The sequence below is a fragment of the Actinoplanes ianthinogenes genome, assembly GCF_018324205.1.
Taxonomy (GTDB): Bacteria; Actinomycetota; Actinomycetes; order Mycobacteriales; family Micromonosporaceae; genus Actinoplanes; species Actinoplanes ianthinogenes.
The window spans coordinates 4,979,367-4,999,776 of sequence record NZ_AP023356.1 but is presented as its reverse complement, the minus strand read 5'-3'; the positions used below and the strand labels follow the sequence as shown (position 1 = coordinate 4,999,776).

The following is a 20,410-nucleotide window of genomic DNA, read 5'->3' as shown; positions in this document are numbered from 1 at the left end:
GGGGAACCGTTACGCGCCGCGATTCGTCCCACCGGTGACGCTTTGCGCGGGAAGGATGATCGGATGCGCACTCACCACAGGATCGGCATCGCCGTCGCGGCCGGGGCGCTCGCCGCCGGATGCGGCGCCTCCACCGGCTCCTCGGCCTCGGCCCCACCCCTGTCCCCCTCGCCCGCAGTGGCGCCGTCCTCCGTGGCGCCGTCCTCGGTGGCCCCGTCCTCCGTGGCTCCGTCCTCGGTGGCGCCGCTGCCCACCATCACCAAGACCGCGAAGCCGCCCAAGGAACCGACCGACACCCTGCCCGAGAACGGCTGGGTGACCGGGATGGTCACCAAGGGTGGCACCGGCCCCTGTTACGGCCTCAGCACCGACGAGGGGACCGTCTACGCGCTCTACAGCAGCGAGGGCATCAAGCTGGAGGACGGCGCCCGGGTCAAGGTGAAGCTGGAACCCAGCCTGCTGAAGATCTACTGCGGGCCGGGCGAGCTGATGACGATGCTCGAAGCGAAACCGATCGGCTGATCGCGCGTGGGTTCACGAGTGCCTCGCGCCGGTCGTGACAGCGAAGCATAGGCTGGCCGCATGGACGAGTCGGTGGTAATGGCGGAGGGCCCGTGGACCCACCGTTTCGTCGGCGCCAACGGCAGCCGGTTCCACGTCGTGGAGGCCGGCACCGGCCCACTCGTCCTCTTCCTGCACGGCTTCCCCGAGTTCTGGTGGGCCTGGCACGACATCATGACCCGGGTCGCCGACGCCGGTTTCCGGGCCGCCGCCATCGATCTGCGCGGTTACGGGCTGAGCGACAAACCCCCGCGCGGCTACGACGGCTACACCATGGCTGCCGACGTGACCGGCCTGATCCGCGCGCTGGGCGAGCGGTCCGCCACGATCGTCGGCGCCGGTGCCGGCGGGATGGTCGGCTGGGCCGCCGCCGCCTTCCACCCCAAAATGGTCAATCGCCTGGTGGTGCTCGGCGCGGCCCACCCGCTGCGGCTGCGGGCCGCGCTGTTCGCCGACCCTCGCGGTCAGTTCGCGGCGTCGGCCACCATCCTCAAATTCCAAGTTCCGCGGTACGAACATGTGCTCACCAAAGACGACGCCGCCCTGATCGGTGAGCTGATGGCGCACTGGAGCAGCCCCGAGTGGGCGGCCACCCCCGAGTTCGCGGACTACTCGTACCGCTGCCGCCAGGCGATCCAGATCCCGCAGGCGTCGTTCTGCGCCCTGGAGGCGTATCGCTGGGTGGCCCGCAGCGCGCTGCGCCTCCAGGGCTACCGCTTCGTCAAGCTCATGCAGCAGCCGCTCAGCATGCCGACCCTGCAACTGCACGGCTCGCTGGACAAGGCGATCCTGCCGCGCACCGCCCAGGGCTCCGGCCGATACGTGACGGCGCCGTACGAGTGGCGTCTGCTGCCCGGCGCCGGGCACTTCATCCACCAGGAGGCGCCGGACTTCGTCACCGGCGAGATCCTGCGCTGGCTGAAGACGCCCAGCTGATCAGACCCGGTGCTCGTACCGGTCGTGGACCTCCGCGGCCGGCGCCCACCCCTGATAGACGCCGTAGTCGAACTCCTCCAGGCCGAGCCGCTGGGCCACCGGGGCACGGCCGCCGGTGTACTCCAGCCGCAGCCAGGTGTCCGCCTCGGCGAGCACGATGAACGGCTCGCCGCGCCAGGTGCACAGCGTCCGGACGTAGGCGATCTCCTCGTACTCGTCCGGCTCCAGCACCCGGACGTACCGCCCGGGCTTGACCTCGGTGAAGCCCTCGGCCGGCTGGGGCGAGTAGATCCGCACCCGGTCGGCGTCCGGCACCGCGTCGTACTCCTGGCCCTGCCAGGTCACCACGTAACCGTCGCGCATCACTGCTCACCCACCCGGCGCCAGAGCGGTCCGTCCGCGTCGAAGATCGCCAACATGCGTTCGTTGCCGTCCGCGTCGATGCGCCACAGCTGGGCACCGTGCGGCAACCGCACGCTGTCCACCTTGAACTCGGCGATCACGTCGCGGCCCTCACCCGGGGCGAACCCGTTGCCCCGGAACGGCGGCCGCTCGATCACCCAGCCGTCCATGGCGCGCAGCGCCTGCTCGTTCTGCCCGCCGTAGGGGATCCGGTACAGGCTGGGCCGGAAGGCCGGCCAGCGCAGCACGAACGCCTCCTTCGCGTCCGGCTGGAACGGCGACGCGTCGTAGTAGAGCCCGAGCGCGCCGAACAGCTCGGCCGGCGTCCGCAGGTGCTCGACCTCGGAGGCCCGGTGCACGAACCCGGCCACCCGGTCGTACCCGCGGTCCAGGTAGTAGTCGACCTGCTCGGCGGCGATCGTCTTCTGCATGACGGTGGCGTGCTGCGCCTCGTCGCTGACCGGATCCGGGGCCGGCACCGGAGCGCCCGCCTCCTCGGCCGCCGGGCCCTCGATCGGGTCGGCGCCCAGACCGGCCTCGGTGGCCCAGTTCGCCAGGGCGATGATCTGGGTGCCCGGGTACTTCGCGCCGACCGGGGTGCCCGGGTTGACGGCGAACGACCAGTTCGGGTCGGGCCAGTTGCGGATCAGCTCGTAGAACCGGACACCCACCGTGCGGGTCGGCTCGCCGAAGTGCTCGGAGAGCCGGTCCTTGCTGGTGAAGACGATCAGGAACTTCTCGCCGTCGACCTCCTCCGGCTGGAACGCGAAGCCGGACTCCCCGGGCGCGCTGCCGGGGCGGGAGTGGTGCGCCACCGGCACCAGCACGTTCGCCAGCAGCAGGGTGGAGAGGAAGACGTCGGTGTTCCCGGCGTCCGCGGCGTCCTGAAGCTCCCGCTCGGTGTCGTTGGCCGGCACGAAGTCCCGATGGTCCTGGCCCTCCGACCCGGAAGCGCCGCCGGTCGCCGAGCCGGCCACGCCGAGACCGGACGTCCCGGAGGTCGGCGCGGTCGCGGCGGCCACCTTGGCGGTCGGGATGATCTGGGTGGCGAACGCCTGGCTCGCGTACGCCGAAGCGGGGCTCCCCTGCGGCGGCATGCCGAACGTGGCCCCCGGAGCGGGCACCGCGGGCACGGCGTAACCGGGGGTGGCGGGGGCGTAGGCAGACGGGCCGTAGCCGGACGGTGCGGCGTATCCGGGAGCACCCGAGGTCGCGGCGGGGCTGCCGGACGCCGGGTAGGCCGAGACCGGGCTGCCGGAAGCGGGTGCTTCGGCGACCGCACCGGGCGCACCGGCGCCGGAGATCGGGCTGCCCGGGGCAGCCGCGCCGGAAACCGGTTGTCCCAAGGCGCCGGAAACCTGCTGACCCGGAGCGCCGGAGACCTGCTGACCCGGAGCACCGGAAACCGGGTGGCCCGGAGCGCTGGCGCCGGAAACCGGCTGTCCCGGAGCACCAGGACCAGGAACGGGATGACCCGGAGCACCAGAACCGGAAACTGGCTGGCCCGGAGCACCAGAACCAGACACAGGCTGGCCCGGAGCACCAGGACCAGAAACGGCATGACCCGAGACACCAGGACCGGAAACCGGCTGGCCCGGAGCACCGAGGCCGGAAGCGAACTGGCCCGGGGCGCCGTGGCCGGAGGCGGGGCTGCCGGGGGCGGCCGCGCCGGAGACCGGATGGGCCGACGGACCACCGAAGCCGGGAGCGTACGACGGCGTCGAGCCGTATCCCGGCGTACCGGAAAGGGCGGACCCGGATCCGGGCGTGCCCGGACCGGAGGCACCGAAGCCGGACGCCGATGCGCCGTAGCCGGGCGCGGAGCCGTAACCCTGAGCACCCCGATCAGCGCCGGAGGCGCCCGGGATGACCGGCGGAAGCAGCCCGGGCCGACTCGGCGGCGTGGACCGGTCGCCGGCCGGACCGGAGTCGCGGGACAGGGCCGGGGCGGGTCCGGACGGGCCGAACCGGTCGGCGGCCGCATCGCGCTGCGCGAGAGCCGGGTCCGGCGCCGGAGTGTGCCCGCCGGTGAGTGCCTGCGCGGCGGCCGCCATCGACGGCGGACGCTCTGACGGCGGGGTCACCTGACGGCGGGGCAGCGCGTTGGCCTGTCCACCGGGCTGGGCCGGCGCGCCGGGAGCCGGGGCCTGCGCAGCCGCGGCCTGCGGCGAGGCGGGACCCTGCGGGAAGCTCGGTGCCGGGGCGGCCGGGGCCGGGTTCGTCCGGGGGTTGGTGAAGCCGGAGAACGACGTGGTCTGCGCCGGCCCCGCGGTCTGCCCGGGCTGCCGCCGCGGCAGGTCGGAACCTCCGCGAGAGGGCAGCGGACCAGCTCCGGACGACAGCTCGGCGCCACCGCGAGTGGGCAGCGGACCGGCACCCGACGGCAGGTCAGCACCCCGAGTAGGCAGCAAACCAGCTCCGGACGACAGGTCACCCCGAGAAGGCAGCGAACCAGCTCCGGACGACAGGTCGGCACCACCGCGAGTGGGCAGCGGACCGGCACCGGACGACAGATCGGCGCCGCCACGGGAGGGCAGCGGACCAGCGCCGGAAGCGGGGCTCGGGGCCCGGCCGCTGCCGAGCGCCGCCCAACTCGGGTCGACCTGCGCCTCGGTCGGGTCATACGGCGTGACGTGCTCGGGGATCGGCGGTGTGTTCGCCCCCGGGTTGCGCACCGGCAGCGGCGCCTTGGGGTCCTGGAGCGGGCCACGCGGGTCGTTCTCCGGCCCGAAGGGCACTGACTCCGAGTTCCAGCCGGGCGTGGCCATGCCACTACCCGAGGTGCCGCGAACCGGCAGCCCACCGGGCCCGGACGGCGCACCCGAGGAGACCGGCGAGCCGGGGAAATTACGCGGCGTCGGTCCCCCGGGCGCGCCAGGCAGATCACGGGGACCTGCCGGGGCGGCCGGCGAGCCCGGGAAGTCGCGGGGCACGGCCGGCGCCTTGTAGGCAGCAGGAACCGAAGCGGCTGGCGGCTGGTCCGCAGGGTCAACCCCGGACGGGGTCCGCACCGGAAGCCCGGACGGCGTGGTGGGCCGGGCCGGCAGACCCGCCGCACGCACCGGGAGACCGCTCGGCTGTCCCGCCGGACCCGCACCGGGCACGGCCGGCGAAGCGGGCGAACTCAGCGGCGCACCACCCGGACCGAACTGCGGCGCACCACCGGAAACCGGCGCACCACCCGGACCGAACTGCGGCGCACCGGCCGGGCCGGACGGCGCCGCACCCGGCTGCGGCACACCGCGCTGCGGAAGGCCGGACGGCGCCAGGCCGGGCTGCGACGGCTGCGGGCCGCCACCGGGAACGCTGGGCGCAGACGCGGGCGCGCCCGGAACACCGGGCGCGCCGATCGGACCGGCCGGAGCCTCGGGGCTCCCGGCGGAATATGCCGGATAGCCCGACGCGGCGGCGGCCGGCGCCGAAGTCTCATAGGTTGGCCCGCCGGGCCCGTCACCGGCCCGCTTGGCCGCGAGCGCGGCCGCGCCGATCTCCTGGATCTTGGAAGTGCCGTGCACCTCCCGGCCCGGGCCACGGGTCGGGAGCCGGAGGTCACCGCGGGCGAGCTGCGCGACGAACCAGGCCGGCAGATATCCCTCGATCGGCAGGCCGGGGTTGACCGCCAGCCACCACTCCAGGTTGGGCCAGGTGTTGGCGAGCTCCGAATACGGCACCCGTCGCGACGCGCCGGTGTAGTCGGACAGGCAGGCGTGCAATGCCTCCTGCGAGGTGAACGCCAGCACATGAGTGCGACCGCCGGTGCTCCAGGTGCCCCAGCCGAGCGGCGCCAGACCCGCGAGCGCGTCGGCCGACACTGGTAACAGAAGGTCGACACCGGCGAGAATGCGGAAATAGGACTCCTGGTCGTCGGTGCGCAGCGCATCGCGCATCGCGACCTCGGCGTCCGTAGCCGGTTCCCACTCGGACACGTCCACCTCTCCCCACACGCGTGCGACGGATCCATCTCAACGCGTATAAACCTACAAGGCCAGACCGCAATGACAATGGGCGGCGGTGCGCTGACGGCCGAGTTGTATCCGGCCGCGCCCGGCAAGCGGCCGCGCCGAGCCCGTACGCGTGCTCCGATCGCCCGGCGCAATGATCCAACAACCGATGGTAGCCGTGTCAACCACCGGGACCAGTACGCGAACGGGCGACCTCAACCCACCCGGATCGGGCCAATCGGAGCGCCCGAACGGGTAATCCTGCGTCGGCTCACTGGAACCGCTGGGTGGCGGCCCGCTCGGTGGCCACGTAATCGGCCGCCGACTCGATCACCGCGTGCCTGATCTGACGCAGGATGCCCTCCAGATCATTCGAGGCGGCGCGCCATGTGGCCTGCCGCTGCGCATAGGCCTCCCGCGCCTCGCCGGCCCAGGTGTCCACCAGCGGCGCGGCATCGCGCTCCAACTGGTCGAGCTGGGACCGCAGGGTGCCGAGCGCCTTGTCGATGTCGACACCCGCCTGCTGGAGGGCACCGAAATGCACGAGCAGAACTCCGTCGTTCACAGAAATCCTCCGGGAGAGTCAGAGCGGCAGGGTGAACGTGCCGCCGGTGCGGGCGACACGACTGGCGGCGTCGGCATCGGTGGCGTGATATCCGGCGCCGGATGCCCGGATCGACTCGGCGGTCTCCGCGAGCGCGTTGCCGAGGCTGCGCAGATCCGCCGCATACTGCGTCTTGACCTGCTCGAACGCGTTAGCCCCGAGCCCTCGCCAGGACCCGCTGAGGCCGGACAGCTCGGACATCAGCGTGCTCAGCATCAGCTGGAGCGCGCCGTTGACCTGATCGAACTTGGCGGCGGTAGTCGCCATCACCGCGGACTCGGCCTGTGTCAGCGCCATCCCGAGGTCACCCCCATTCTGCTGTGGACACGGAACGATCACCCGTGCATCGACACAGGTCATCAGGCTTACCGGCGCGAGCAGGCATCGATATCCATGGGTGATTGCCCGATCACGTTCCGGGCCTCGACGCTAGGGGATCGGCGGCAGGCGGCGAAACCCCCGATCGGCAACCTGTGGATAACTCTCGCCTGTGGACAACGGGCACGGCGCGTGCCGGTTTCGGCCTACCATGGCCGCGCACGATGATCGATGCCCGGCGCGAGCAGGGAGGACGGCGTGACGACGGACCTGATGGCACCGCGGCGATCCACCGCCGCGCCCGCGGCGCCGCCCCGGCGGGCCGATGCAGTGAGCCTTCATCAGGTGGTCACCACCCAGGCCGCTGTGGCCCTGGTCCTGGTCGGCGCCGTCACGGGCGGCCCCGCGCTGTTCGCGGCCGTGCTCTGCGCCGCGCTCGCCCTCACACTGACCTGGCTACGCGTCCGCGACCGCTGGGCCTTCGCCTGGCTGACCGCCGCCCTGCGCCTCAACGTCCGCCGCCGTGCCGCCGCCCGCCTGTCAGTCCCCCGGCACACCACCGCCCAGGAGACCACCGCCCGAGAGACCGCTGCCCAGGGGTCGGCGGCCCAGATCCGGATGGCCGGCGCGATCCTCGAGCTCACCGCCCCGGGCACCCGGGTGACCTCGACCGATCTCCCCAGCGGCCCGGCGGCGCTGCTCACCGACCCCACCGGCCTCACCATGCTGCTCGACCTCGGCGACCCGACCGCCCTGCTCGCCGAGACCAGACCCGACCTGCCCGCGCCCTGGGAGCTGCTGCCCGCCGACGGCCGCGACCGGCCGGCGGGCCGCATCCAGCTGCTGCTGACCGGCGCACCCGCGCCCACCGCCGGCTCCGGGACCGGTCCGGTCGCCGGCTCTTATCAGTTGCTCACCGAGGGCCGGGTCCTCGGGCAGGCCCGGGCGGTGCTCGCGGTCCACGTGTCGCGCGCGGCGGGCTGGTCGGACGGCGAGCTGCTCCACTCCCTGACCGGCCAGGTCCGCAAGCTGGCCCGGCGCCTGACGGCGCAACCCCTGGCCGGGCCCGAGGCGGTCCGCCTGTTCTTCGACCTTTCGTACGCCGATCCAGCCGCCCCCGTCCACGAGGACTGGACGAGGTTACGCACCGGCCCCCTGTCCCAGGTGACGTTCCACGCGCACGCACCCGGCGGAGCAGGCCTGACCGCCGAGCTGATGGCCCGGCTGCTCCTGCTCCCGGCCACGGCGACCACCGTGACCCTCACCGCCGACGTGCCCGCCCACGACCGACCACCGCACAGCCGGCCGGTCACGCTGGCCGTGCGCCTGACCGTCCCCGACCCGGCCACCCTCGAGGCCGCGGCGACCGCCCTGCGGCAGCTGACGGCCCGCGAGCGCGTCCGGCTCCACCGACGCGACGGCGACCACCTGCCCGGCCTCGCCACCACCCTCCCGCTCGCCGTCACCGACCCCGAGCCGCCGGCCCGAGGGCAGCGACTCCGGAGACAGAGGCCACCGGCGAGCGAGGCGTTCGGCCGTCTCGCGGTGCCCACCGGTTGGTCCGGACTCGCGGTCGGCCGCAGCCGGCAGGGCGACCCGGTGCTGGTCCGGCTCTTCCGGCCGGAGCACACCCGGATCCTGCTGGTCGGCGGCGCTCACTGCGCGCGGCTGACAGCGTTCCGGGCGATGGCGATCGGCGCCCGGGTACTGGTCCGCACCCACCGGCCGCAGGACTGGGCCACCTTCGCCCACAGCGGCTCCGTCCCCGATGGCGCGATCGCCGTCGTGCCGCTGGACCACCCGGCCGAGGCCCCGCCGGGATCCCCGCTGCACCCGGTCCTGACCGTCCTCGACCCCGGACCGTCCCGGCACCCGGCCACCGCGGCGCCAGGGGTGACCAGAGTGGGCTCCCACGAGTCCCGGGAGGACGGCCTCGACGCCCTCGCCTTCGCCACCGACTGGACCGCGGCCGGGGCGGGCGGCCCACCCCACGACCTCGACCGGCCGGAGTGGGAGGCCACTGGGCCGGTACCCGGATCGGGGGGCGGGCCGGGGAGCGGGTTGGCGCGCAGGCCGGGACACCGGCTCCAGGGCGGACCGTGGACCGCGACGCTGACGGTCCGGCCCACGGTGGGCAGCGAGGACGTCACCGCGCTCCGCGACGCCGATCTGTTGCTGGTCCAGCCACTCCGGGAGGCTGAGGCCGAGCTGATCGGCGGCGCCCTGGACCTCGGCGACACCACCGGCCTGCTGAGCCGGATGCGCCCCGGCATGCTCGCGGTCCTCAGTCCACCCGCCGTGCGCTGGGCAATGCTGACCCCCACCCCTGTCGAAAGGGTGCTGATCGGCAATCTGGACCGCCCGGCGAATGAGCGATAGATCGCTATATGCCGGAATCTCCGGCGGCGCTCGGATGAAGATCGCGGAGTGTCGTACCCGCCGCTGGCACGGCCGTGGCACGATCCCCTGCCATGGGCATCATCATCCGGCTCGTGATCACAGCCGTCTCGCTGTGGATCGCGACCCTGGTCATCGACGGGATCCACCTCTCCGCGGACACCGCGACCGGTAAGGCCGGCACGCTGCTCGCGGTGGCGGCGATCTTCGGCCTGGTGAACGCGATCCTCCGGCCGATCATCAAGACCGTCGGCTGCGGGCTCTACGTCTTCACCCTCGGCCTGGTCGCGCTCCTGGTGAACGGCCTGCTGTTCCTGCTGACCAGCTGGATCGCGGGCAAGCTCGACCTCGGCTTCCACGTCGACGGCTTCGTGGCGGCGGTCCTCGGCGCGCTGCTGGTCGGCATCGTCAGCTGGGTACTGAACATGCTGGTCCCGGACGGCGACGACTGACCCTCGCCCACCTCCGGCCGTGACATTCGCGGGGCGCCGAGCGGCGCCCCGCGATGCATGCCAGCACGCCCGGATTGGCCTTGTGAGCTGGGATATAGGCAAGGACCGCCGCCGCTCGGCAGCCTTACGGTGAGGGCATGAGCGACGAGCGGCGCGGCTATCTGTACGGCATCATGGCGTACGCGATCTGGGGTTTCTTCCCGATCTACTTCAAGCTGCTCCAGCCCTCGCCCCCGCTGGAGATCCTGGCGCACCGGGTCATCTGGTCCGCCGCCTTCGTCGCCCTGCTGCTCACCGCGATGCGCAACTGGCGCTTCCTGGGCCGCGTGCTGCGCACCCCACGCCTGCTCGGCGGCATCTCCGCCGCAGCCGTGCTGATCGGCGTGAACTGGGCGACCTACATCTACGGGGTGAACTCGTCCCGGGTCGTCGAGACCGCGCTCGGTTACTTCATCACCCCGCTGGTCGTGGTCCTGCTCGGCGTGACCGTGCTGCGCGAGCGACTGCGGATCTGGCAGTGGCTGGCGGTCGGCATCGGCGGGCTGGCGGTCGCCGTCCTCGCCGTCGACTACGGCCGCCTGCCGTACATCGCGCTGGCGCTGGCCGCCTCGTTCGGCTCGTACAGCCTGATCAAGAAGCGGATGTCACTGCCGCCGGCCGAGGGGATGTTCGTCGAGTCGGCGGTGCTGACGCTGCCCGCGTTCGGTTACCTGACCTGGCTGAACCTGACCGGTGGGGCGAAGTTCGGGCACGTCTCCGCCGGGCACACGGCGCTGATGCTGTTCGCCGGCGTGGCCACCGCCGTGCCGTTGCTGCTCTTCGCCGGCGCGGCGAACCGGGTGCCGCTGGTCGGCCTCGGCATCCTTCAGTACCTGGCGCCGATCATCCAGCTGGCCTGCGGCGTCCTGATCTACCACGAGCCGATGCCGGCGGCCCGGCTGGCCGGGTTCGGCCTGGTCTGGCTCGCCCTGATCATCTTCACCGCGGACGGCATCCACGGCGCCCGATCGGCCGCCCGCCTCCGCGCGGCCACCGCGGCCGGCCACCGGACCGCGGCCGCACAAGGGGTCAGCGGGGCCGGTACGTCAGCATGATCTTGCCGTCGGAGCGGACCAGGTCCAGCCGGTCCAGGCTCTCCACCGGGAAGTGAGTGCTCGCCTGCATCCGGAACTCGGCGCCGGGATGCGCCATCCACGAGCCCAGCTGCTCGTTCTCGTCGTCGGGGCCGTACGCGATCAGCCGGAACGTGTACGGCTTCTCGCTCTCGGCATACCGGCAGACCATCTCTACCTTGGTCCCGCCCGAGGTGCCGGCCAGCCGGATGTTCGCGGAGATCGGCGACTGCGCGTCCACCGCGGCCATCGCCACGGCCGGTCCGGTCGCCGTGCTTCCCGGCTCGGGACGGTTCATCAGCCACCAGCCGGCGCCGCCACCGAGCAGCACGATCAGCACCAGCGCCGCCACGGTGCTCAGCGCGCGTACCGAAAAGGTCTTGGCGGGCCGGGCCGGCTGATAGGAGCGGACCGGTGCCGGCGCGGACAGCGTCGGGTCGAGCAACCGCACGAACTCGTCGGCGTCGAGCCGGTCCAGCATGTCCGGCACCCGGGACAGATCGGCGACCGCTTCCCGGCAGAAGGAGCAGCTTGCCAGGTGGTGTTCGTAGGCCGCGCGTTCCGCCGGTGACAGCGCACCGAGGACGTACGCGGCGTCGTCGTGCCCGTCCTCACAGCGCATCTTTTCCGCCTCCAGCCGGCGTTCCGTCATCCGCACTCTGGTACGCGGCAACCGGCTCGGAGGTTCAAAAATCCATTAAAACCGCACCTCAAGCTGTAGCGATTCAGTCACACAACAGTCCCGGGGCTGCGAAAACACGATCGAAGAAGATCAAGCCGTCGCGGACTCGCCACCGCTGAGCGCCTCGGCCACATTGCGGGCGGCCGCGGTCAGTTTGGCGCGGACCACCCGGGCCGAGGTGAGCATCTCGGCGGCCGGCATCGAGCAGGCGAGCACGAGGCGCCGCTCCATGTCCCGGTCGGCGACCACCACGACCGCGGCCGAGGCCAGCCCCTGCCGGAACTGTCCCATTTCGATCTGCATGCCGCGACGCTCGCCGGCCGCCAGGTCGGCCTCCAGCGCCTCGGGGGTGGTCAGCGTGGTCGGGGTGAACGGACGCATCCCGTAGTCCCGCAGATATCGCCCGCGTTGATCGGGGGTGAGCGTGGCGAGCAGCGCCTTGCCGAGCGCGGTGGCGTGGCCACCCTCGTCGAAGCCGGGTGCGATGTCGTCCAGGAACGGCGACCGGGCGCCCTCGGCGGAGGCGGTGACCGCGATCCGTCCACCGACGAACCGGCCCAGGTAGTGGCTGTATCCGGTGTCGATCGCGGCACGGCGGAGCGCGTCGCCGACCGCGGGCGGGCCGCGGAAGGCCGAGACGAGCTCGCGATACCGATCCGCGATCTCCAGACCGACGATGTAGGTGCCGTCCTCGCGCCGGATCACGTAGCCCTCATAGGCCAGCGTGCGCACGAGGTGATAGGTCGTCGCGACGGTCAGCTCACAGCGCCGGGCGATCTGTTTCACCGTGAGCCCGCGCGGAGCCCGGCCGACCGACTCCAGGACGCGCAGGGCACGCGACACGCTCCGGATGAGATCTGACGGCTCCGCTAGGGGGTCACGCACAGCTACCTCCGAGGCCAGGGACTTACACCATATGAAGAAACATCCGGAGACGGAATGCCAAAACCATGTGGATCACGGTCGATTTGCACAGCGGGTGTGATCAATAGGACGGGGCGTGTCCGAACGTGTCCGAATTGGCTTAGTCTGCGTCCGCCGCCATCTCCCCCGATTCAGCCGCAAAACCCCGTACCGAACAGGCAAAATGGCGCGCCGTCCCGCGCCGCGCGCCTACCACGCCCATTTCTGTTTCGACACCGGTCTCTTCGGCCGACCGATAGGCCCATCCGGCCACTTTCCGGCGCGCGGTCCGCTCCCCCGCACCCCAACCTTCTTTCGGTACGTCCACAGCGTCCCGTCCGCACCCGACCACCCCGCCGTGCCCGCTCACGCCGAGCACCCTCATGGCCCTAGCCAAACCCGACCAGGGCCACCAGCCCCAGCCCCGCTTGTCGGGCTGGCGTCCATGGCCCTACCCCGGGTGCCAATAGGGCCACCAGGCCCAGCCGGGGCTGTCGGGCTGGCCTCTGCCGCCCTATCCCGGGCGCCAATAGGGCCACCAGGCCCAGCCGGGGTCGTCGGGCTGGCGTCCATGGCCCTATCCCGGATGCCAATAGGGCCACCAGACCCAGCCGGGGCTGTCGGGCTGGCCTCTGCCGCCCTACCCCGGGCGCCAATAGGGCCACCAGGACCAGCCGGGGTCGTCGGGCTGGCGCCCATGGCCCTATCCGGACTCGGGATAGGGCCATCAGGGCCAGCTCGGGGGTTGGGGTTGGCGGTCGTGGGCACCCGCGGACGTCGCCCTGGAGGGCCGGGCGTTTTGGACGCGCCAGCGGCCAGCCCGGCCCGCAAGGGTCCCTGGCGGGAGCGACGATCAGTGATCAGCGCGGACCCGAGTCAGCAAGAATTTGATCTTGCAGTTGATCGGGACAGTCCCCACCGCTGGCGGGAATCGATCAGTTCGTGCGGTCGGCGATGTAGTCGCAGAGGGCTTCCATCGCGCGCTTCGCGTCCCCCTCGGGCAGCGGCGCCAGCCGGGCCCGCGCCTCCTCCGCATAACCCCGGACGGTCTCCCGCGCCTGCTTCATCGCGGCCGACTCGCGCAGCAGCGTGAGCGCCTCGGTGTGCAGCGCGTCGTCGGTGATCGGCCCGGCGGAGAGCAGCTCGCGCAGCCGCACCGCGGCCGGGTCCGCGTCGTCGCCGGCCAGCGCGTAGAGCACCGGCAGCGTCGGCACGCCCTCACGCAGGTCGGTGCCGGGCGTCTTGCCGGACTGGATCGACTCGGAGGCGATGTCGAGCAGGTCGTCGGAGAGCTGGAAGACCAGGCCGATCTTTTCGCCGTAACCGGCCAGCGCCTCGGTCACCTCGGTGGAGGCGCCGGAGAACAGACCGCCGAAGCGGGCCGCGGTGGCGATCAGCGAACCGGTCTTGTCCGCGATGACTTGCAGGTAGTGCTCGATCGGGTCGCGGTCGCGCGGGCCGACGGTCTCGGCGATCTGCCCGTGCACCAGGCGCGAGAAGGTCTGCGCCTGCAGGTGCACCGCCTCGGTGCCGAGCCGGGCGGCCAGCTCCGCGGCCTGGGCGAAGAGGTAGTCACCGACCAGGATGGCCACCGAGTTGCCCCAGCGGGCGTTGGCACTCGGGGCGCTGCGGCGAACCGGCGCCTCGTCCATCACGTCGTCGTGGTAGAGCGTGGCGAGGTGGGTCAGCTCGACCACGTTGGCCGCATCGATGAGGTCCGGCCGGGCTGGGTCGCCGAACTGGGCGGCGAGCGCCACCAGCATCGGCCGCAGCCGCTTGCCGCCGGCGTCGGCGAGATGGCGCGCGGCCTCGGCCACCAGCGGGTCGGCGCTGGCGACGTGCACGCGCAGCGCTTCCTCGACGGCCACGAGCGTCGCTGACACCGACGCGTCCAATGCGGGATCGACGTCGAGGCCCAGCGACGACAACGCCAATTCGGGCGGGGTCAGATCACCGGTGCTCACCACGCTCCCACGATGCCATATCGGTCCACTCGTTTCAGTCCCAGGGGTCCGCGCCACAAGATCAAAAACCGGACATTGCGCCGGCTGCGGGTCCGCTCGCACGGAGATCGCTCCCTTTGGGTACGGAAAGAGCCGGTTTCCACCTCTCAGGGTTTTGGCAGGCTCGCCCGGATGGCGCGATAGGCGTCCCACGGAACGGCGGGGCGGGCCAGGTTACGGCGATCCAGGTAACGCCGGGTCGTCGCCTGGCACTCGCGACCGATTCGGATCGGGTCCAGCAGGCTCGCCCGGTGCCGCGCCCCCGGCTCGACCAACCGCGACGGCCGCAGCAGCCAGCCCGCGTCGTCCCTGGTCAGCGAGCCGCGCACGTTGGCGTTGTGCAGACTCCACAGTTTGTCGTCGTGCCGGTGCACGAGCAGCCCGGCCGGTCCGGCCGCGACCGGGACGCCGGCCGGCACCTCGACCCGGTACCCGTCGGCCTCGGCGGTCACCGTGGTCCGCACCAGCAGCGGCGCGCCCTCGGCGTCCACCGCGATCAGCACCACCGAGCGGTACTGGGCGAGCACCTCGGCGCCGAGCAGCTCGCTCCCGGCCAGCCCGGCGTTCTCGGTGGCCGGCAGCGGCCGGGTGACGACCTCGACCGGGGCCACGTCGATCAGCAGCCGCATGTAATAGAAATCGGTCATCTTGGTGGTCGGCCAGTTGAGGTACTTCTGGCTGGCCGGCTGCCGCTCCATCAGCAGCGCCCAGAGCCGCCCCAGATCGCCGTCCGGCTCGGTATGGATCTCCTCGGGGCACTTCGCGACGCCGCGCACCAGGATCTGCTCCGGCGCGTCCAGACCGCTCGCCGTCGGATCCGAGAAGAGCAGCGCCACCCGGCCGTCCCGGCGCACGTTGAACGCCTTCTGCGGGTAACCGATCGAGGTGGTCAGCAGGATCGTCCCGTCGTCGCGGCGCAGCCCCGAGGTGGGCCAGGCCACCGGGGCGCCGTCCTTGGTCAGGGTCGCCAGCTCGCAGGTGCGGTAGGCGTCGATCACGGCAGCGAGGGGCGTTCCGGCGGCGATGAGGTCCACGGCGCGGATCTTAAATGGACTCGATTGCTGATCGATAAACGACAGCGGCTCCGGCCGTTAAGCCGGAGCCGCCGTCGGCGAATCGGATCACCGGACGAACTGGGAGGCCTCCCGGGTCAGGTCGATCAGCGGCGCCGGCACCACGCCGAGCGCCACCGTGACGATCACTCCGAGGCCCAGCGCGGCCGAGGTGAGGAAGCCCGGGATGGACACCGCCGGGGTGCTCTCGCCCGGCTCGGAGAGCCACATCAGCACGACCACCCGCAGGTACGGGAACGCGATCAGCATGCTGGTGATCACGCCGAAGATGACCAGCCAGGTCTGCCCGCCGTCGATGGCCGCGCCGAAGACCGCGAACTTGGCGGTGAAGCCACTGGTCAGCGGGATGCCGGCGAAGGCGAGCAGGATGAGCGTGAAGAGCCCGGCGAGCAGTGGGCTCTTCTTGCCGATCCCGGCCCAGCGGGACAGGTGCGTCGCCTCGCCGTCCGAGTCCCGGACCAGGCTCACGATGGCGAACGCGGCGAGCACCGAGAAGCCGTACGCGACCAGGTAGAACATCGTGCTGCTCAGGCCGTCCGGGTTGAGCGCCAGGACACCGACCATCAGGTAGCCGGCGTTGGCGATCGACGAGTAGGCCAGCAGTCGCTTCATGTCGGTCTGGGTGACCGCCAGGATCGCGCCGATGAACATGGTGAGCACCGCGACAGTGCCGAGCACCGGCTGGAAGTCCCAGCGCACCCCCTCGAACGCCACGTAGAGCACCCGGAGCAGGGCGCCGAACGCGGCGACCTTGGTGCAGGCCGCCATGAACGCGGTGATCGGGGTGGGCGCGCCCTGGTAGACGTCCGGGGTCCAGACGTGGAACGGGGCCAGCGCGCTCTTGAAGAGCAGACCGATCGCGACCAGGCCGAGGCCGCCGTACAGCAGCAGCTGGCTCTTCTGCGGGTTGGCGACCGCGTCGTGCACCACGCTCAGCTGCACACCGCCCGAGAAGCCGTACAGCAGGGCGACGCCGAACAGGAAGAACGCCGAGGCGTACGAGCCGAGCAGGAAGTACTTGAGCGCCGCCTCCTGGCTGAGCAGGCGCCGGCGGCGGGCCAGCGCGCACATCAGGTAGAGCGGCAGCGAGAAGACCTCCAGCGCCACGAACATGGTGAGCAGGTCGTTCGCGGCGACGAACATCAGCATGCCGCCGAGCGCGAACGTGGTCAGCGGGTACACCTCGGTGAGACCGGGCCGGCCGGCGGTCTGCCGGTTGTCGGAGTCCGAGCCGACCACCACGGCCGCCTGGGCGACGAACGCGCCGCCCGCCTCCACCTGCCGCTCCCCGATCAGGAAGAGCGAGACCGCGCCGAGCACCAGGATCGCGCCCTGGAGGAAGACGGTCGGGCCGTCGAACGCGATCGCGCCGCCGATGGTGACGACCCGGGTGTTCCGGTTGATCACCAGGACGGTCAGCGCGGCCACCACGCCGAGCAGCGCGAGCGACAGCTGGACCACGTTGCGGTGCCGGCGCGGGATGATCACCTCGAGGAGGACCCCGACGCAGGCGACCCCGAAGAGGATCAACATGGGCGCCAGCGCGCCGTAGTCGATCGGGGGCAGTTGCAGATCTCCCATGACTATCGGCCAGCCTTTCCATCCGCGACCGTCGGGGCCGGGTCTTGCGTGCCGACGTCTTGCAGGGTCGCCTGCACCGCCGGGTTGATCACGTCGGTGACCGGTTTCGGGTAGAAGCCGAGCACCAGCAGGAGCAGGATCAGCGGGGCGACCACGAACTTCTCCCGCAGGCTCAGGTCCTGCTTCATGGCCGGCACCTCGTCCAGGGCCGGGTTGAGCGTGCCCTGCGTGGTCCGCTGGATCATCCAGAGCACGTACGCGGCGGCCAGGATGATCCCGGCGGTGGCGATCACCGCGTACGGCTGGTGCGTGCTGAACGTGCCGAGCAGCACCAGGAACTCACTGACGAACGGTGCGGTGCCGGGCAGCGCCAGCGAGGCCAGACCGGCGAAGAAGAACACCCCGGCCAGCACCGGGACCAGCTTGCCGGCCCCGCCGAAGTCGCTGACCAGCGCCGACCCGCGACGGGCCACGAACATGCCGACCACGATGAACAGCAGGCCGGTGGCCAGGCCGTGGTTGACCATGTACAGCACCGAGCCGGTCCCGCCCTGCGTGGTGAAGGCGAAGATGCCGATGCCGATGAAGCCGAAGTGCGCGATCGACGTGTACGACACCAGGCGCTTCAGGTCGTTCTGCCCGACCGCCAGCAGGGCCGCGTAGATGATCCCGATGACCGCGAGGACCAGGGCCGCCGGGGCGAACCAGCGCGACGCCTCCGGGAACAGCGGGAGGCAGTAGCGGATGATGCCGAACGTACCGACCTTGTCCATCACACCGACCAGCAGCGCTGCCGCGCCGGCCGGAGCCGCGCCACCGGAGTCCGGCAGCCAGGTGTGGAACGGGAAGAACGGCGCCTTGATCGCGAAGGCGATGAAGAAACCGAGGAACAGCCAGCGTGCGGTGTTCTGGTCGATCGACTTGCCGGCCTCGACCAGGGCGGCGAAGTCGAAGGTGTGCCCGCCGACCACCCACAGCCCGATCACCGCGGCCAGCATGAAGAGGCCGCCGACCAGGCTGTAGAGGAAGAACTTCACCGCGGCGTACTGCTTCTGGCCGGAGCCGAAGGAACCGATGATGAAGTACATCGGGATCAGCATGATCTCGAAGAACACGTAGAACAGGAAGACGTCCGCCGCGGCGAACACCCCGATCATGGTGAACTCGAAGGCCAGCAGCAGGGCGAAGTAGGTCGGCGCGGATCGCCGGCTCTGGTCCACGTCGTGCCAGGACGCCAGGATCACCACCGGGAACAGCACCGCGATCAGCATCAGCATGACCAGGGCGATGCCGTCGGCGGCGAAGGTGAAGTTCGCGTTCCAGGAGGGGATCCAGGAATACGACTCGTGGAACTGGAAGCGGTCGGTGCTGTTCACCGTGTAGGTGACCCACATGACGATGCTGAGCACCAGCACGACCAGCGACCAGATCAGCGCGACCAGCTTGGCCAGTTCAGCCTTGGCCCGCGGGATGCAGGCCACCGCGATCGCCCCGACCAGGGGCAGCAGCGTGAGAACGGAAAGGAACGGGAAGTCTTTCACGCGAGCCACCCCAACTGGATCGCAAGGAAGGCGCCCACGACGAGCATGGCGCCGGTGAGCATGGAGAGTGCGTAGGAGCGGACGAAGCCGGTCTGCAACCGCCGGAGCCGGCCGGAGCCGCCGCCGACCGCCGCCGCCAGCCCGTTGACCAGGCCGTCGATGCCCTTGCTGTCCAGGAAGACGAGCGCCCGGGTGAGGTAGATGCCGGGCCGCTCGAACACCGCCTCGTTGAACGCGTCGGTGTAAAGGTTGCGCCGGGCCGCGGTGACCACCACCCCGGCCGGCTGCGGCTCGAGCGCCGTGCCCTTGCGGAACAGCGACCAGGCCAGACCGGCGCCGGCCAGCGTCAGGACGATGCTGACCACGGTGACCCACAGGCTCTCGTGGTGCTCCGGCTGCTCACCGAAGACCGGGTTGAGCCAGTCGACCACGGTCGTGGACATCAGGTAACCGGCCACCACCGAGCCGAACGCCAGCACGATGAGCGGGATCGTCATGATCGCCGGGGACTCGTGCGGGTGCTTGTTCTCCTCGGTCCAGCGCTGCGGGCCGTGGAACGTGAGCACGAAGAGCCGGGTCATGTAGAACGCGGTCAGGCCCGCGCCGAGCATCGCCGCGCCGCCGAACAGCCAGCCGGTCCAGCCCTCCCGGTCGAACGCCGCCCCGATGATCGGCTCCTTGGTGAAGAAGCCGGAGAGCGGCGGGATGCCGATGATCGCCAGCCAGCCCATCATGAAGGTGAGCCACGTGACCCGCATGTACTTGCTCAAGCCGCCGAACCGCCGGATGTCCACCTGGTCGTGCATGCCGTGCATGACCGACCCGGCGCCGAGGAACATGTTGGCCTTGAAGAAGCCGTGCGCCAGCAGGTGGATGATCGCCAGCGAGTACGCCGCGCCGCCGAGCCCGACGCCGAGGAACATGTAGCCGATCTGGCTGACCGTCGACCAGGCCAGGACCCGCTTGATGTCGTCCTTGGCCGCGCCGATGACGCAGCCGAGCAGCAGCGTGAGCGCGCCGACGCTGACCACGATCAGCTGGAGCGTCTCGTCGGAGGAGAAGATCGGGTTGGACCGGGCGATCAGGTAGACGCCCGCGGTGACCATGGTGGCCGCGTGGATGAGCGCCGACACCGGGGTCGGGCCCTCCATGGCGTCCGGCAACCAGGCCTGGAGGGGGAACTGACCGGACTTACCGGCCGCGCCGAGCAGCAGCAGGATGCCCATGACCAGCGCCGTGGTGGAGCTCAGCGAGCTCGCCCCGGCGAAGACCCCCGCGTAGTCGGTGGTGCCCAGCGTGGCGAACATCAGGAAGATGGCGATCGCCAGGCCGGCGTCGCCGACCCGGTTCATCAGGAACGCCTTCTTGCCGGCGGTGGCCGCCGACGGCCGGGTGTACCAGAACGAGATCAGCAGGTACGACGCCAGGCCGACGCCCTCCCAGCCGAAGTACAGCATCACGTAGTTGTTGCCGAGAACGAGCAGCAGCATCGCCGCGACGAACAGGTTGAAGTATCCGAAGAACCGCCGGCGGCCCGCGTCGTGCTCCATGTAGCCGACCGCGTACAGGTGGATCAGCGACCCGACCCCGGTGATCAGCAGCACGAAGACCCCGGAGAGCGGGTCGAAGAGCAGTCCGAAGTCGACCTTGAAAGTGCCGACGTCGATGAAGTCGAAGAGGCGCAGCTCCGCCGACCGGTGCTCGGCGTCGAGGGCGCCGAGCTTGATGAAGAAGATCAGCCCGAGGACGAACGAACTGGCCACCGCCAGCACGCCGAGCCAGTGTCCCCACTTGTCCGCCCGTTTGCCGAGCAGCAGCAGGATCGCGGCACTGACCAGCGGGATGGCCACGAGCAGCCAGATGCCGCTGAGCACTCCCGTCGCGGGGGCAAACTCCAGTTCCAC

At 71.2% G+C, this 20,410-nt stretch carries 16 protein-coding genes; 5 read left to right on the top strand and 11 right to left on the bottom strand.

Features of this window, described 5'->3' with window-relative positions:
• The first annotated feature begins 63 nt into the window (after positions 1-63).
• Positions 64-522, top strand: coding sequence for a hypothetical protein (locus Aiant_RS22530; protein ID WP_189334522.1), 459 nt, complete (start codon positions 64-66; stop codon positions 520-522).
• 60 nt (positions 523-582) lie between these two features.
• Positions 583-1,497, top strand: a complete 915-nt coding sequence (locus Aiant_RS22525) for an alpha/beta fold hydrolase (protein ID WP_189334521.1) — start codon at positions 583-585, stop codon at positions 1,495-1,497.
• Here Aiant_RS22525 and Aiant_RS22520 read toward each other — a convergent pair whose 3' ends face one another.
• The 4 genes from Aiant_RS22520 to Aiant_RS22500 form a co-directional block, all read right to left on the bottom strand.
• A complete protein-coding gene (locus tag Aiant_RS22520) occupies positions 1,498-1,863 on the bottom strand; it encodes a hypothetical protein (protein WP_189334520.1) in 366 nt (121 codons plus the stop codon). It lies immediately after the preceding gene.
• The gene (locus Aiant_RS46880; protein WP_306415847.1) at positions 1,860-5,825 is read right to left on the bottom strand and encodes an SseB family protein; all 3,966 of its coding nucleotides are present in this window, start codon (positions 5,823-5,825) and stop codon (positions 1,860-1,862) included. Before Aiant_RS46880 ends, Aiant_RS22520 begins: the two co-directional genes overlap by 4 nt.
• Positions 5,826-6,111: 286 nt before the next feature.
• Positions 6,112-6,405: a WXG100 family type VII secretion target gene (locus tag Aiant_RS22505; RefSeq protein WP_189334519.1), complete on the bottom strand. Its 294-nt coding sequence runs from the start codon at positions 6,403-6,405 to the stop codon at positions 6,112-6,114.
• A gap of 18 nt (positions 6,406-6,423) precedes the next feature.
• On the bottom strand, positions 6,424-6,741 hold the full coding sequence (locus Aiant_RS22500) for a WXG100 family type VII secretion target (protein ID WP_189334518.1): 318 nt from the start codon (positions 6,739-6,741) through the stop codon (positions 6,424-6,426).
• A 279-nt stretch (positions 6,742-7,020) separates the two neighbouring features.
• Between Aiant_RS22500 and Aiant_RS22495 the strand changes: the two genes are divergently transcribed.
• The 3 genes from Aiant_RS22495 to rarD all read left to right on the top strand — a co-directional run bounded on the left by Aiant_RS22495 (position 7,021) and on the right by rarD (position 10,705).
• Entirely contained in the window at positions 7,021-9,141 is a 2,121-nt protein-coding gene (locus Aiant_RS22495) for a type VII secretion protein EccE (RefSeq protein WP_189334517.1), read from the top strand.
• 92 nt (positions 9,142-9,233) lie between these two features.
• On the top strand, positions 9,234-9,611 hold the full coding sequence (locus Aiant_RS22490) for a phage holin family protein (RefSeq protein ID WP_189334516.1): 378 nt from the start codon (positions 9,234-9,236) through the stop codon (positions 9,609-9,611).
• Positions 9,612-9,748: 137 nt separating this feature from the next.
• Positions 9,749-10,705, top strand: a complete 957-nt coding sequence (gene rarD / locus Aiant_RS22485) for an EamA family transporter RarD (RefSeq protein WP_189334515.1) — start codon at positions 9,749-9,751, stop codon at positions 10,703-10,705.
• Here the strand turns inward: rarD and Aiant_RS22480 are convergent.
• The 7 genes from Aiant_RS22480 to nuoL form a co-directional block, all read right to left on the bottom strand.
• On the bottom strand, positions 10,680-11,375 hold the full coding sequence (locus tag Aiant_RS22480) for an anti-sigma factor family protein (protein WP_229830982.1): 696 nt from the start codon (positions 11,373-11,375) through the stop codon (positions 10,680-10,682). The two genes, rarD and Aiant_RS22480, sit on opposite strands and share 26 nt — an antisense overlap.
• Positions 11,376-11,495: 120 nt before the next feature.
• Positions 11,496-12,290, bottom strand: coding sequence for an IclR family transcriptional regulator (locus tag Aiant_RS22475; RefSeq protein WP_189334514.1), 795 nt, complete (start codon positions 12,288-12,290; stop codon positions 11,496-11,498).
• Between the two features lie 953 nt (positions 12,291-13,243).
• Positions 13,244-14,272: a polyprenyl synthetase family protein gene (locus Aiant_RS22470; RefSeq protein WP_425322707.1), complete on the bottom strand. Its 1,029-nt coding sequence runs from the start codon at positions 14,270-14,272 to the stop codon at positions 13,244-13,246.
• A 146-nt stretch (positions 14,273-14,418) separates the two neighbouring features.
• The gene (locus tag Aiant_RS22465; RefSeq protein WP_212846507.1) at positions 14,419-15,345 is read right to left on the bottom strand and encodes a pyridoxamine 5'-phosphate oxidase family protein; all 927 of its coding nucleotides are present in this window, start codon (positions 15,343-15,345) and stop codon (positions 14,419-14,421) included.
• An 87-nt stretch (positions 15,346-15,432) separates the two neighbouring features.
• The gene (gene nuoN, locus Aiant_RS22460) at positions 15,433-16,965 is read right to left on the bottom strand and encodes an NADH-quinone oxidoreductase subunit NuoN (protein WP_189334513.1); all 1,533 of its coding nucleotides are present in this window, start codon (positions 16,963-16,965) and stop codon (positions 15,433-15,435) included.
• Positions 16,966-16,967: 2 nt separating this feature from the next.
• Positions 16,968-18,506 (bottom strand): NADH-quinone oxidoreductase subunit M, encoded by a 1,539-nt coding sequence (locus Aiant_RS22455; protein ID WP_189334512.1) that lies wholly within the window; start codon positions 18,504-18,506, stop codon positions 16,968-16,970.
• Positions 18,503-20,410 carry an NADH-quinone oxidoreductase subunit L gene (gene nuoL / locus Aiant_RS22450; protein WP_189334511.1) on the bottom strand — a complete coding sequence of 636 codons (1,908 nt, stop codon included), beginning with the start codon at positions 20,408-20,410 and terminating at the stop codon, positions 18,503-18,505. The genes Aiant_RS22455 and nuoL overlap by 4 nt, the downstream gene beginning before the upstream one ends.